Annotated in this window: 13 protein-coding genes; 5 read left to right on the top strand and 8 right to left on the bottom strand. The window is 69.0% G+C overall.

Going from position 1 to position 13,656, the window contains the following annotated elements:
* Positions 1 to 135: 135 nt before the first annotated feature.
* From DIS04_RS04725 to mnmA, 6 genes are all read right to left on the bottom strand, one after another.
* A complete protein-coding gene (locus tag DIS04_RS04725; protein ID WP_111412527.1) occupies positions 136 to 570 on the bottom strand; it encodes a GNAT family N-acetyltransferase in 435 nt (144 codons plus the stop codon).
* Positions 571 to 573: 3 nt separating this feature from the next.
* Entirely contained in the window at positions 574 to 1,752 is a 1,179-nt protein-coding gene (locus DIS04_RS04720; protein ID WP_111412526.1) for a cupin domain-containing protein, read from the bottom strand.
* A 101-nt stretch (positions 1,753 to 1,853) separates the two neighbouring features.
* Complete coding sequence (locus DIS04_RS04715) at positions 1,854 to 2,417, bottom strand: cob(I)yrinic acid a,c-diamide adenosyltransferase (protein WP_111412525.1); 564 nt, start codon at positions 2,415 to 2,417, stop codon at positions 1,854 to 1,856.
* A 32-nt stretch (positions 2,418 to 2,449) separates the two neighbouring features.
* Positions 2,450 to 3,814, bottom strand: coding sequence for an adenylosuccinate lyase (gene purB, locus DIS04_RS04710; protein ID WP_111412784.1), 1,365 nt, complete (start codon positions 3,812 to 3,814; stop codon positions 2,450 to 2,452).
* Positions 3,815 to 3,866: 52 nt separating this feature from the next.
* Entirely contained in the window at positions 3,867 to 4,505 is a 639-nt protein-coding gene (hflD, locus tag DIS04_RS04705; protein ID WP_111412524.1) for a high frequency lysogenization protein HflD, read from the bottom strand.
* Positions 4,502 to 5,614, bottom strand: a complete 1,113-nt coding sequence (gene mnmA / locus DIS04_RS04700) for a tRNA 2-thiouridine(34) synthase MnmA (protein ID WP_111412523.1) — start codon at positions 5,612 to 5,614, stop codon at positions 4,502 to 4,504. Before mnmA ends, hflD begins: the two co-directional genes overlap by 4 nt.
* Before the next feature lie 135 nt (positions 5,615 to 5,749).
* Between mnmA and DIS04_RS04695 the strand changes: the two genes are divergently transcribed.
* From DIS04_RS04695 to DIS04_RS04685, 3 genes are read left to right on the top strand one after another with little or no spacing between them, the layout of a single operon-like run.
* Positions 5,750 to 6,355 (top strand): TetR/AcrR family transcriptional regulator, encoded by a 606-nt coding sequence (locus tag DIS04_RS04695; RefSeq protein WP_111412522.1) that lies wholly within the window; start codon positions 5,750 to 5,752, stop codon positions 6,353 to 6,355.
* A 54-nt stretch (positions 6,356 to 6,409) separates the two neighbouring features.
* A complete protein-coding gene (locus DIS04_RS04690) occupies positions 6,410 to 7,483 on the top strand; it encodes an efflux RND transporter periplasmic adaptor subunit (RefSeq protein ID WP_111412521.1) in 1,074 nt (357 codons plus the stop codon).
* Positions 7,480 to 10,482, top strand: coding sequence for an efflux RND transporter permease subunit (locus DIS04_RS04685; RefSeq protein WP_111412520.1), 3,003 nt, complete (start codon positions 7,480 to 7,482; stop codon positions 10,480 to 10,482). Before DIS04_RS04690 ends, DIS04_RS04685 begins: the two co-directional genes overlap by 4 nt.
* A 158-nt stretch (positions 10,483 to 10,640) precedes the next feature.
* Here the strand turns inward: DIS04_RS04685 and DIS04_RS04680 are convergent, their stop codons facing one another.
* Both DIS04_RS04680 and DIS04_RS04675 read right to left on the bottom strand, forming a co-directional pair.
* A complete protein-coding gene (locus DIS04_RS04680) occupies positions 10,641 to 11,093 on the bottom strand; it encodes an NUDIX domain-containing protein (RefSeq protein WP_111412519.1) in 453 nt (150 codons plus the stop codon).
* Positions 11,090 to 11,698, bottom strand: coding sequence for a pseudouridine synthase (locus tag DIS04_RS04675; RefSeq protein WP_111412518.1), 609 nt, complete (start codon positions 11,696 to 11,698; stop codon positions 11,090 to 11,092). Before DIS04_RS04675 ends, DIS04_RS04680 begins: the two co-directional genes overlap by 4 nt.
* 119 nt (positions 11,699 to 11,817) lie before the next feature.
* On the opposite strand from DIS04_RS04675, the gene icd reads away from it, so the two are divergent.
* Both icd and clpS read left to right on the top strand, forming a co-directional pair.
* On the top strand, positions 11,818 to 13,074 hold the full coding sequence (icd, locus tag DIS04_RS04670; RefSeq protein ID WP_111412517.1) for an NADP-dependent isocitrate dehydrogenase: 1,257 nt from the start codon (positions 11,818 to 11,820) through the stop codon (positions 13,072 to 13,074).
* Between the two features lie 139 nt (positions 13,075 to 13,213).
* Complete coding sequence (clpS, locus tag DIS04_RS04665; RefSeq protein ID WP_111412783.1) at positions 13,214 to 13,597, top strand: ATP-dependent Clp protease adapter ClpS; 384 nt, start codon at positions 13,214 to 13,216, stop codon at positions 13,595 to 13,597.
* Positions 13,598 to 13,656 lie beyond the last annotated feature (59 nt).

Genomic DNA, 13,656 nt, shown 5'->3' with positions numbered 1-13,656 from the left:
TGTCACCACTATGCCCATGATGGCGGGCCTGGACAATCAGCACTTGGGGGGAAGGGGCGTTGTAGTTCGACTACAAGAGCAAGCGCATGGCGTGCATTCTTGTAGTCGAATTTCGTCGCGCGACGGTGGGGGAAGCTAGCCGTCTGACAGTGAAAGCCGCATGTTGCGATGCGGAATTCCGGCGTCGAGGAAGACCTCGCCGAAAGCGGAGAAGCCGAGGTTCTCGTAGAAGGCGAGGGCATGCGTCTGGGCGGCGAGCTCGACCTGGGCGTGGCCGAGGCGGCGCGCCGATGCGATGGCGGCCCGCATCAGCGCGGCACCGATGCCCAGCCCGCGCGCCTCGTCGAGCACGGCCACGCGGCCGATATGGCCGTCGGGCAGCAGTCGGGCGGTGCCCAGCGGTTTCCCCGCGCGCAGGGCGAGGAAGTGGCGGCAGGCGTCGTCGCGGCCGTCCCACTCCTCCTCCTGCGGCACCCGCTGCTCCTCGATGAACACCACGCGGCGGATCTCGCCGGCCTGTGCGCCGAGCTCGGCCCAGCTGCCTTCGCGTATCTCGATCTCACTGCGCATGACTCAAGCGTCCTCTTCGTCATCGGCCCAGGCCAGGCTGCCGGCGTCGAGCAGGGCGGCCAGCAGCTCGGCGGCGCCGGGTTGGGCCAGCAGCGCGGCATCCAGGGGCGCATCGCCCGCCACGGCCCGCGCCAGCGGCGCCACGCAGTCGAGGCCATCGCCGTCGGCGAACAGGGTGGCGCGGCTGCCGTTCAGCGGGCGCCAGGCGAAACGCGAGCCGGGGCTGCGCATGAGCGCCTCGCCTTCGTGTAGTAACGCGACAAGCTCGTCGACGTCCGTCGGGGTCTCGCTGGGCACCAGCTGGTCGACGTACTTGGGCTGGGTCATCACGCGGCCGAACCACTGGGCGAGCTGAACCGGGTCGTCGAGGGTCGCCAGGATCAGCCGGCGCATGCGCTCGAGCGCGGCGTCGTCGAGCTCCGCCGGGTCCGCCGGCGGGGCCATGCCGGCGTCGGCGTAGCGCAGCGAGGCGGGAAGCTGCTCGCCGAGATAGTCGGCATACGAGGTGATCGCCTCGTCGGCGGAAGGCGCGCGGAAGCCCACCGAATAGGTCATGCAGTCGTCGGACTGGCTGACGCCGTGGTGGGCCCAGCCCGGTGGCAGGTAGAGCATGTCGCCGGGTTCCAGCACCCAGTCGTCGCCCGGCTCGACCTCGAAGCGCTGGAGAATGCGCAGGTCGATCCCGTCCAGTATGGGGGCGTCGTCGGGCACCCTGCCGCCGAGCTGCCAGCGACGCCGGCCCAGGCCCTGGATCAGGAACACGTCGTACTGGTCGACGTGGGGGCCGACGCTGCCGCCCGGTGGGGCGTAGCTGACCATGATGTCGTCGAGGCGCCAGCGCGGCAGGAAGTCGAAGTGCTCGAGCAGCTCGGCGACCTCGGGCACGTAGTGGTCCACGGCCTGCACCAGCAGGGTCCAGTCGCGCTCGGGCAGCTCGCCGAAGACGGCTTCATCGAAGGGGCCGTGGCTGACCTGCCAGGGGCCGTCCGGTCCTTCCTCTTCGACCAGCCGGGCCTCGATGCCCTCCTCGCAGGCGAGCCCGGCCAGCTCGTCGGGGTCGAGGGGGCTTTCGAAGTCGGCGAAGGCACCGCGTATCAGCAGGGGCTGGCGCTGCCAGTAGTCGCGCAGGAACTCGCCGGGCGTCAGGCCGCCGAGCAGGCTGAGAGGGGCATCGCTGGGCATGGTGTCTCGCTGTCAGGCAGTTGGCACGGAAGACTGCAGGCGAACCGGCTGGCTGGCCTGCAGGGGAAAACCTCATGGTAGCGTATTGCAGTGAGCGAGGCTCAGCGGTTGGCGCCGGGCACCCACAGCACGTCGCGCTGGCCGTTGCCGTTGGCTCGCCGCGCGAGAACGAACAGCAGGTCCGAGAGGCGGTTGAGGTAGCGCAGCACCTCGGGATTGACCGACTGTTCCTCCATCAGCGCCGTGACCGCGCGCTCGGCGCGTCGGGTCACGGTGCGGGCCAGGTGCAGGTGGGCGGCCAGCGGCGAACCTCCGGGCAAGATGAAGGAGCGCAGGGTGGCGAGCTCTGCGTTGTAAGCATCAATCCGTTCTTCGAGGAATTCGACCTGGCCCGGCGTGACCCGCAGCGGCGGGTACTCGGGTGACTCCTGCTCGGGCGTGCAGAGGTCGGCGCCGAGGTCGAACAGGTCGTTCTGCACGCGGGCCAGGACCGCGTGCAGCTCGCCCTCGGCGTGGAGCTGGGCCAGGCCGATGACGGCGTTGGCCTCGTCCACCGTGCCGAAGGCCTCGACGCGCGGGTCGTGCTTGGCCACCCGGCTGCCGTCGCCGAGGCCGGTATCGCCCTTGTCGCCGGTGCGGGTGTAGATCTTGGTCAGCTTGACCATCGTTGCCTCCTGCGACTTGTTGCGCGTTGCACTCAGAGCCGGCGGGCCTGGGCCTCGGCGTTGCCGATGTAGGTGGCCGGTGTCAGCGCCTTGAGCTCGTCCTTCACGCTGGCCGGCAGTTCGAGCGAATCGATGAAGGCGGCAAAGCCGGCCTGGTCGATGCGCTTGCCGCGAGTCAGCTCCTTGAGCTTCTCGTAGGGCTTCTCGATGCCGTAGCGCCGCATCACCGTCTGGATCGGCTCGGCGAGCACCTCCCAGCTGGCATCGAGGTCCTCGGCCAGGCGCGCCGGGTTGGCCTCGAGCTTGGCGATGCCCTTGAGCGCCGCTTCGTAGGCGATCAGGCCGTAGGCCAGGCCGACGCCGAGGTTGCGCAGCACGGTGGAGTCGGTCAGGTCGCGTTGCCAGCGCGAGATCGGCAGCTTCTGCGAGAGGTGGCCGAGCACGGCGTTGGCCAGCCCCAGGTTGCCCTCGGAGTTCTCGAAATCGATGGGGTTGACCTTGTGCGGCATGGTCGAGGAGCCGATCTCGCCCTCGACGGTCTTCTGCTTGAAGTAGCCCAGCGAGATGTAGCCCCAGACGTCGCGGTCGAAGTCGACCAGCACGGTGTTGAAGCGGCAGATGGCGTCGAACAGCTCGGCGATGTAGTCGTGGGGTTCGATCTGCGTGGTGTAGGGGTTGAAGGTCAGCCCCAGGCCCTCGACGAAGGTGCGTGCGTTGGCCTCCCAGTCGACCTCGGGGTAGGTGGCCAGGTGGGCGTTGTAGTTGCCCACCGCGCCGTTGATCTTGCCGAGGATCTCCACGCGCTCGATCTGGGCGAGCTGGCGGCGCAGGCGGTAGGCGACGTTGGCCATCTCCTTGCCCAGCGTGGTGGGGCTCGCCGTCTGGCCGTGGGTGCGCGAGAGCATCGGCAGGGCGGCATGCTCGTGGGCCAGACGCGCCACCTCGTCGGCGACCCGATGCATCACCGGCAGCAGGGTCGCGAGGCCGTCGGACAGCATTACCCCGTAGGAGAGGTTGTTGATGTCCTCGCTGGTGCAGGCGAAGTGCACGAATTCGGTGATTGCGTGCAGCTCGGGCTGCCCGGCGATCTTCTCCTTGAGGAAGTACTCCACCGCCTTGACGTCGTGGTTGGTGGTGCGCTCGATCTCCTTGATGCGCTCGGCGTCGGTCAGCGAGAAGTCGCGGATCATCGCCTCGAGAAAGGCGGTGGCCTCGGCGGAGAGCGGCGGCACCTCGACGATGCCGCCCTGCTCGGCGAGGCGCTGCAGCCAGCGGATCTCGACGATCACGCGGGCGCGGATCAGGCCGAACTCGCTGAAGTGTTCGCGCAGGCTCTCGGCCTTGTTGCCGTAGCGGCCGTCGACGGGGGAGAGGGCGGTCAGGGCGGTGAGGGGCAGGGAAGCGGCTTGCATGTCGGTATCCGGTGCGTGAGAGGGTAGGGAAAAGGGTTCAGCCCAACTGGTCGAGGGCCTTTCTCAGGGCGCTGCGCTGGAACACCAGTTTCCAGCGGCGGCCGCCCTGCTGGTGCCAGAGCAGGGCGAAGCGAATGCCGCCGAGCAGGATGGCACGCACCCGCTCGGGCATCATGCGGCTCTGCAGCAGCGAGGGATCGCCCTGGACCACGATGCGGGTCTTCAGCGTCGAGAGCGTCTCCTGGTAGGCCTCGCCGAGGCTGGCGATGACGTTCTCGTGGGTGGCGCCGAAGTGTTCGGCCTGGCCCTGGATGCGGCCCAGGTGGCGACCGAGCGAGCTCATCATGGCATTGTCGTTGCGCAGCTTGTTCATCAGCAGCAGCAGCGAGAAACCGTAGCGCAGCACCGCCGGGTTGGCCTGCTTGCGCCCCACCACCGCCTCGAGCACCTCGAGACCGCGGCGCAGGTTGTTGGGGTGGCCGCCGTAGATCGCCTCGAAGCTCTCCGGGTCGGTGTCCAGGGTGGCCTGGATCAACGTTTCCCAGGGGCGAGTGTCGACCTGGCCGGTGCGGGCCAGTTCGTCGACCAGGCTGGCGGCCTGGAACACCCCGGCCAGCGCCAGGGCCTGGCGCGCCGTGGCGGAATCGGGGGCGCGATGGATGGGCGTGGTCGTCATGCGCCGACCTCCGGAGCGTTCCAGGTCTCGCGTATCACGCCGCCGCCGAGGCAGATCTCGCCGTCGTAGAGCACCAGCGACTGGCCCGGGGTGACGGCGCGCTGGGGATCAAGGAAATGAACCTCGACGCCGCCATCAGCGCGCGTGCGCATGTGGCAGGGCACGTCGCCCTGGCGGTAGCGGGTCTTGGCGGTGTAGCGGCCCTCGGCCGCGGGCGGCTCGCCGGCCACCCAGTCCATCGGCTCGGTGGCCAGCGAGTCGGTGTAGAGCAGCGCATGGTGCTTGCCCTGCACGGCGATCAGCACGTTGCGCTCGAGGTCCTTGCCCGCCACGTACCACGGCGCCTCGGGGTGGTCGGGCAGCCCGCCGATGCCGAGCCCCTGGCGCTGGCCCAGGGTGTAGTACATCAGACCCATGTGCTCGCCGATGACCTCGCCTTCGGGCGTCTCGATCACGCCTGGCTGGGCCGGCAGGTACTGCTGCAGGAAGTCGCGGAAGCGGCGCTCGCCGATGAAGCAGATGCCGGTGGAGTCCTTCTTGCGCGCGGTGGCCAGGCCGTGGCGTTCGGCGATGGCGCGCACCGCGGGCTTCTCCAGTTCACCCACCGGGAACAGCGTGCGGGCGATGGCGGCCTCCGGCACGGCGTGCAGGAAGTAGCTCTGGTCCTTGTTGGCGTCGTGCCCCTTGAGCAGCCGCGGGCGGCCGTGGCGCACGCCGCCGCGCACGTAGTGGCCGGTGGCGATCTTCTCGGCGCCGAGCATCTCGGCATACTCGAGGAACACCTTGAACTTGATCTCGCGGTTGCACAGGATGTCGGGGTTCGGGGTCCGCCCGGCCCGGTACTCGGCGAGGAAGTGCTCGAACACGTTGTCCCAGTACTCGGCGGCGAAGTTGGCACTGTGCAGCTTGATGCCGAGCTTGTCGCACACGGCCTGGGCATCCGCCAGGTCGGCCTTGGCGGTGCAGTACTCGGTACCGTCGTCCTCGTCCCAGTTCTTCATGAACAGGCCTTCGACCTGGTAACCCTGCTCCAGCAGCAGCAGGGCGGAAACGGAGGAGTCGACGCCGCCGGACATGCCGACGATCACCTTGCCTGAGGTGGCGGTCATGGGCGCTCTCGGGTTGAGTGGCTCGCAAATGGGCGGGGATTATACCTCATCTTGCCCGGGCGCTTCATCTGCCCGGGGTGGCCGGGCTGCCACGAAGCAATTGACCGGTCGGCCAGTTAGTACTATCTTCATCGCATGACTCAGAAAATCCAGACCCGTGATCCCGAACTGACCCGCGCGCGCATCCTCGACGCGGCGGAAACCTTGTTCGTCGAGCAGGGCTTCTCCGCGGTCAAGCTCAGCGCGCTGGCGCGTTCGGCCGAGGTCACCAAGAGCTTGATCCACCATCATTTCGGCAGCAAGGAGCAGCTCTGGGAGGCGGTCAAGAACCGTGCCTTCGAGCGCTACTTCACGGCCCAGATGGCGATGCTTGAGGAGGCCGGCGAGCCGGATGCCGCTCTACTGCGCAGCTCGGTGGAAGCCTACTTCCATTTCCTGCGCGACAACCCCGGGGTGGTGCGGCTTTTCGCCTGGACCCACCTGGAGGGGGACAACCATTGCGGCGAGCTCGACAACCAGCTGGTGGGGGCGGGGGCCGAGTGGGTGCGCCAGGCCCAGAAGCGCGGCCTGCTGCGCAGCGACGTCAACCCGACCCACGTGATCGCCATGTTCGTGATGACCTGCACCCAGTGGTTCGAGGCCAAGTGCCATCACCAGCACTGGCCGGGCATAGGCAGTGATGCAGCCTTCCTGGAGGATTTCCTCAAGATCTTCATGGAGGGGGTGACGCCGCGGGGCTGAGTTTTTTTGGATCGATAACTGACCGGTCGGCCAGTTTACAAGAGGGGGAGAACGATGTGGAGGGTGAGAGGGGGCCTGGCGGCCCCGCTGGCGCTGGCCGCGTCACTGCTGGCGGGCTGCGATGCGGCGCCGGCCCAGGTCGCGCGGGGTGAGGCGCCGCTGCCCGGGGTTCGGGTGGCCGAGGTGCGATTGTCCCAGGACGCGGTGAGGTACCGCTTCCCCGGCACCGTGCGGGCCAGCGAACGCGCGTCGCCCGCCTTCCTGCACGGCGGTGTGCTGCAGCAGAGGCACGTGACGCGCGGGCAGCGGGTCGAGCAGGGCGAGGCCCTGGCCACGCTGCACAATCCGGCCATGGCGCCAACACTGGCGGCCGCCGAGGCCCGCGTGCGCGAGCTCGATGCCAGCCTGAGCCGGCTGGGGCGGGACGTGGAGCGGGCGCGGGCGCTGCGTGAGCGCAACCTCAGCGCCGCGGAGGAGCTGGACCGCCTGCGCGCGGAGCGCGAGGCCACGGCCCAGGCCCGCGAACAGGCCCTGGCGCAGCGCGACGAGGCCCGGGCCCAGCTCGACGAGCTGACCCTGCGCGCGCCCTTCGCGGCAGAGGTAACCGATCTCGAGGCCGAGCCCGGCGACTTCGTCGCCGCCGGCCAAGCCATCCTGAAGCTGGCCGGCGTGGCCGGGCGCGAGGTCGAGATCCGCGTGCCGGGAGCCCTCGCCGCGCGGTTGGAGCCGGGCCAGGAGGCAACCTTGACCTCGCCATCGCAAGCGCAGCGTCTGACGGGCCGGGTGGCACACGTGGGCCGCGCGGATGGCGCCATGGCGCCCGTCATCGTCGCCATCGAGGCCGAGCCGGCCCCGGCGCTGGGGGAGTCGCTGCAGGTGCAGCTTGCGCTCGCCGCCTCGCCGCACATGCAGGTGCCGCTGGCGGCGGTGGTCGATCCCGGCGGTCATGCGCCACGCGTCCTGGCAGTGGACGATGGCGACAGGGTGCGTCATGTCGACGTGACACCGGGACGCCTGGCCGACGGCTGGGTGGCGGTGCGCACCGACGCCCTGTCGCCGGGTGACAGGGTGGTGACGGCCGGGCAGGGGCGCCTGGAAGACGCCGACCGGGTCCGGGTGCTGCCATGAGCTGGCTGCTCGCCTCGCTGCGCTACAAGCGCCTCATACTCACCGTCACGCTGCTGCTGGCCCTGCTCGGCCTGGCGGCCTGGGCGGCGATGGACCGGCAGGAGGATCCCTTCTTTCCCTATCGCTTCGGCCAGGTGCTGGTGCCCTATCCCGGCGCGGAACCGGAGCAGGTCGAACGGCTGGTCCTCAACCCGCTGGAGGAGGAACTGGCCCAGATCGAGGAGGTCAGCGACATCATCGGGACCTCGCGCCTGGGCGTGGCTCACGTCACGCTCGAGATGCACGAGCATGTCTACGACACCGATGCCGCCTGGGAGCGGGTGCGCATCGCCGTCGACCGGGCCAGCCGTGAATTTCCGGATGGCGTGGGCGAGGCCGAGATCAGCGACCGTGACTCGGATGCCCACGGCATCGTGCTGGCGGTGACCGGCTCCGACGACCTGCTCGAGCTGCGCGAGGCGGCCAAGCGGCTGCGCCGGGACCTGTTTCGTCTCAAGGAGATCGCCCGCGTCGACCTGCTGGCCGACCCGGGCCAGCAGGTCGTGATCGGCTGGGACGATGCCCAGGCCGAGCTGACCGGGCTAGACGCCCGCGCCCTGGGCGACCAGCTCGCCGCTCGCAACCTGACGTCGCCTGGCGGCAGCCTGTCGATCGGCGGACGCTCGCTGGTGCTCGACCCGCGCAGCGAGTTCGCTTCGCTGGAGGAGCTGGCCGATACGCCGATCCGCACCGCACAGGGCGACCAGCTGCCGCTCGGCGAGCTCGCCGACGTGCACCTCGCGCCCCAGGAGCCTGCTACCGCGCGGCTGTGGCACGACGGCCGGCCGGCAGTGGCGCTGGGCCTGGTGCTCGCCAACGACCGGGTCAACGCCGCCCGCTTCGGGGCGCGCCTGCGCGCGCTGGTGGAGGAGCTGCGTCCGGCCTACGCGCCCTTGGCGATCGAGGAGACCTTCTACCAGCCGCGCTGGGTCGAGCGGCGCTTGACGGAGCTCGGCGTCTCGCTGCTGATGGGCATCGGCATTCTCGGCGTGCTGCTGTTCCTGTCCATGGGGCTGCGGCTGGGGCTCGCCGTGATGGTGGTCGTGCCGCTGGTGACCTTCTCCTCGCTGGCCCTCTACGCCATGGGGGGCGGCGTGCTGCACCAGATCGCCGTGGCCGGCATGGTGATCGCCCTGGGCATGCTGGTGGACAACGCCATCGTCATGGTCGAGAACATCCAGTGGCACCGCGACCAGGGGCGCTCGGCGGCCCAGGCCGTGACCCGTTCGGTGCGCGAACTCGCCACGCCGCTGCTGGCCGCCACCGGCACCACCCTGGCCGCCTTCGTCCCGTTGCTGCTCTCGAGCGGCAACACGGCCGACTTCACCCGCGCCATTCCGATCATGGTGATGCTGACGCTGGCGGTGAGCTACGTCTATGCCGTGTTCGTCACGCCGGTGTTTGCCGCGGGGCTCCTGAAGCCGCGGCAGGGTACGCGGCGGGAGCGGCTGCAGGCATGGGGCGAGCGCGCCGGCAGGATCGCCGTGCGCTGGCCGGCCTGGGTATTGGCCGGCGCCGGGCTGCTGCTGGCGGGGGCGCTGGCGATGATGCCGCTGCTCGACCAGAACTTCTTTCCCGATACCGACCGCAACCAGCTGGTGGTCGATCTCAATTTTCCCGAAGGGACACACCTCGACACCACCGCGCACCAGGCCGAGGTGCTGGCCACGGAGCTGGCCGAACGTCCGGCGGTGCGGGCGGTGCATCGCTTCGTCGGCTTCAGCGGGCCGCGCTTCTACTACAACCTGGTCGAGCAGCCGCGCCAGCCGCACCTGGCGCGGCTGGTGGTCGAGGCCGAGTCGGCCGACGACCTGGCCGGCCTGATGGCCTGGGTGCGGGGGGTGGCACCCGACTGGCTGCCCGAGGCCGAGGTGGTGGCCCGGCGCCTGGGCCAGGGGCCGCCGCTGGAGGCACCGGTGGAGATCCGCGTTTTCGGCGAGGACCGCGTGGCGCTGGCCGAGGCCGCCGCGCGCATCCTCAGCGTGGTGCGCGAGGCCGAGGGCGCGCGCGATGCGCGCCATCGCCTGGGCGAGGGGTTGGCCACGCTGCGGGTCGAGACCGACGACGCCCGCGCCGCCGAGTACGGGCTCTCGCGGCGCGACGTGGCCCTGGCCCTGGCCGCTGCCAGCCGGGGGGTCGAGGTCAGCACCTGGCGCGCCGGGCGCGACCCGGCACCGCTGCTGGTGCGGGCGCCCGAGGGCGAGCGTTTCTCCGTCGAGGGGCTGGAGGGGCTGCGCCTCGCCGCCGCCGATGGGCGCTCGGTGCCGCTCGGCGAGATCGCCTCGTTGGCGACGGCCTGGCGTCCGGCGGTGATCCAGCATCGCGGGCTGCGCCGCATGACGGCGGTGCTGGCCGAGGTGGCCGACGGCTGGACCTACGATGGGGTGCTCGGCGAGATCCTGCCGCGCCTGGATGCGCTCGAGCTGCCGGCGGGGGTCAGCTATGCCGTGGGCGGGGCGGCCGAGTCCGCCGGCGATGCCAACACCGCGCTGTTCCAGACCCTGCCGTTCGGCGGCCTGCTGCTGGTGATCTTCCTGCTGGCGCAGTTCAACTCCTTCCGCCAGCTGGCGATCGTCCTGACCACCGTGCCGCTGTCGATCATCGGCGTGGTACCGGGCCTGTGGCTGACCGGGCAGCCGTTCGGCTTCACCGCGATCCTGGGCGTGGTGGCGCTGGTCGGCATCGTGGTCAACAACGCCATCGTGCTGATCGACCTGATGAACGCCAACCGCCGCCAGGGCTTCGGCGTGGCCGAGGCGGTCGTCACCGCGGTGGCCCGGCGCACGCGGCCGGTGCTGCTGACCACGGCCACCACCGTGGCCGGCCTGGTGCCGCTGACCCTGACCCAGTCGACGCTGTGGCCGCCGATGGCCTGGGCCATCATCTCCGGCCTGGTCGCCTCCACGCTGTTGACGCTGCTGGTGATCCCGGCACTCTACCGCCTGCTGATCAGAGAATAAGGAGCCTTGGCACAAACCGACGAGCGAGATGTAGCACAAGGCGCACGGAGCGCAAGAACCGCGGCATAGGCGTCATAGGTGAGGATTCTGACCGGGCTGGCGCACCAGCACCGCGCAGCGCAGCGATTCGCTGGCGCAGACGTTCGTGCCAGGTTTCCTCAGCGCTCGTGGATGACCTCCATGGGATACGAGTACCCCGCCAGGGCATCGCGAATGCGCTTGAGTACCATCGGGCTGCGCATGCGGCCCTCGCGCTCCAGCGCCTCGACCTCCTCGAGGGTCAGCCAGTGGACGGCAACGATGCCCGGGTCGAGGGGGTTGCCCAGGTGGGCCAGGGCCATGCCGAAGAAGGCGTGGCTGTGGAAGGTCTCGCCGCCGGGCGCCTGGTAGACGTAGAGCCCCAGGTAATCGGTGATGCCCACCTGCCAGGCGGTCTCCTCGCGCACTTCGCGCAGGGCGGCCTCCTTGATGCGCTCGCCGGGCTCCAGGTGGCCGGCGGGCTGGTTGAACAGGGTGGTCTGGCTGCCTCTCGGCGCCTCCTCCACCATCAGGAAGCGGCCGGCGCGCTCTACGACGGTGGCCACGGTAACATGCGGGTGCCAGCGGCTCATCGATGACCTCCTTGACGGCGCGGCGGGCGCCTGGGTGTATTGCGCGGGGCGTGCAGGGTCTCCCTGCGCCACTCCCCCGGGGCCAGGCCGTCCAGGCGCCAGGGGCCAATGGCCACGCGCACCAGGCGCAGGGTGGGGTGGCCGACGTGGGCGGTCATGCGCCGCACCTGGCGATTGCGCCCCTCGCTGATGGTCAGCTCCAGCCAGCTCGTGACCGGGTGTCGCTTCGCATCCACCGGTGGCGCGCGTTCCGCCAGGCCGCTCGTCGCCAGGCGCCGGACCCTGGCCGGCCGGGTCACGCCATCCCTGAGCTCGACGCCCCGGCGCAGGGCGGCCAGCGCCGCCTCGTCGGGGTCGCCCTCCACCTGGACGCGATAGGTCTTGGGCTGCTTGTGGCGCGGGTCGCTGATGCGCTGGATCAGCGCACCGTCGTCGGTCAGCAGCAGCAATCCCTCTGAATCATAGTCCAGCCGTCCGGCCGCGTAGACGCCCGGCACGTCGATGACGTCCGCCAGGGTCGCCCGCGGTGTCTCGCCCGTGCCAGCACGATCGGTGAACTGGGAGAGCATGCGGTAAGGCTTGTGCAACAGGTAGATGGCGCTCATGCGACGAAGGTCTTGCTACCATAGATTGTCGACAAATTATGGAGGCAAGCCTACTCCGAGAGTCGGGGGGAATGCTATACTCCGCGCTCCACTGAACAGACCAGACAGGGGAGTTCTCAATGGGGTTCCAGAAAATTGTCGTCCCTGAAGGCGGCGAGAAGATTACCGTCAACGCCGACAACACCCTGAACGTGCCGAACAATCCGATCATCCCGTTCATCGAGGGTGATGGCATCGGCGTCGATGTGACGCCGGCGATGAAGATCGCCATCGATGCCGCCGTGCACACGGCCTACAGCGGCCAGCGCAAGATTCACTGGATGGAAGTCTACGCCGGCGAGAAGGCCACTCAGGTCTACGACCCCGACACCTGGCTGCCCGAAGAGACTCTCGAAGCCGTCAAGGACTACGTCGTCTCCATCAAGGGGCCGCTGACGACCCCCGTGGGTGGCGGCATCCGCTCACTGAACGTGGCCCTGCGCCAGAAGCTCGACCTCTACACCTGCCTGCGTCCGGTGCGCTGGTTCGAGGGCGTGCCGAGCCCGGTCAAGAAGCCCGCCGACGTCGACATGGTGATCTTCCGCGAGAACTCCGAGGACATCTACGCCGGTATCGAATGGAAGGCGGGCAGCGCCGAAGCCGACAAGGTGATCAAGTTCCTGCGCGAGGAGATGGGCGTCACCAACATCCGCTTCCCCGAGAACTGCGGCATCGGCGTCAAGCCGGTCTCCGTGGAAGGCACCAAGCGCCTGGTGCGCCAGGCCCTGCAGTACGCCGTGGACAACGACCGCGAGTCGGTGACCCTGGTGCACAAGGGCAACATCATGAAGTTCACCGAGGGTTCCTTCAAGGACTGGGGCTACGAGCTCGCCAAGGAGGAGTTCGGTGCCGAGCTGCTCGACGGCGGTCCGTGGATGCAGTTCAAGAGCCCCAAGAGCGGCAAGACCATCGTGGTCAAGGATGTCATCGCCGACGCCATGCTGCAGCAGATCCTGCTGCGCCCGGCCGAGTACGACGTCATCGCCACGCTGAACCTGAACGGTGACTACCTCTCCGACGCGCTGGCGGCGGAAGTGGGCGGCATCGGCATCGCGCCGGGCGCCAACCTGGCCGACGCAGTGGCCATGTTCGAGGCGACCCACGGCACCGCGCCGAAGTACGCCGGCCAGGACAAGGTCAACCCCGGCTCGCTGATCCTCTCCGCCGAGATGATGCTGCGCCACATGGGTTGGGTCGAGGCCGCCGACCTGGTGCTCAAGGGCATGGAGAAGGCGATCTCCAAGGGCGAGGTCACCTACGACTTCCATCGCCTGATGGAGGATGCCAAGCTGCTCAAGTGCTCCGAGTTCGGTCAGGCCGTCGCCGACAACATGTAAGCGACTCGCCGGACCCGACGGGGCCCCCGTTCGCCAGGCGGACGGGGGCCTTTTGCGTAACAACCTGAACCCTGCCGGCCCTTCGTCGTCTAACCTGAGACTCGAGATGGCCGGCTTGTCGAGATGGTGTGTGGCTTTTATGTTCAAGACAGAAGACCCGGACCTGTGGGAGTCAGGCGGTGTCGCGGCAGGCATGACGCGGCCTCCGCAACCCGAGCAGGAAGACGATGGTGACCTGGCGGTCCAGCCGGCCGATCCCGAGGTGGCCCGCCCGCCGATGTACAAGGTGATCTTGCACAACGACGACTACACCCCCATGGAGTTCGTGGTGGAGGTATTGCAGAGCTTCTTCCACATGGACAGCGAGACCGCCGTGCAGGTCATGCTCACGGTGCACACCCAGGGCAAGGCCACCTGCGGTATCTTCACTCGTGACATCGCGGAAACCAAAAGCCACCAGGTCAATCAATATGCAAGAGAGTGTCAGCACCCGCTGCTCTGCGACATCGAGGCAGCGGACTGACTCCCGGTCTGCTCGAGACGGGGTAGGAATGGCAGTCGTTGAGTGATGAGACTTGCAAC

Source organism: Billgrantia lactosivorans, assembly GCF_003254665.1.
Lineage (GTDB): Bacteria > Pseudomonadota > Gammaproteobacteria > Pseudomonadales > Halomonadaceae > Halomonas > Halomonas lactosivorans.
Note: the sequence above shows the minus strand (reverse complement) of the source record. Positions and strands in the feature narration are given on the sequence as shown.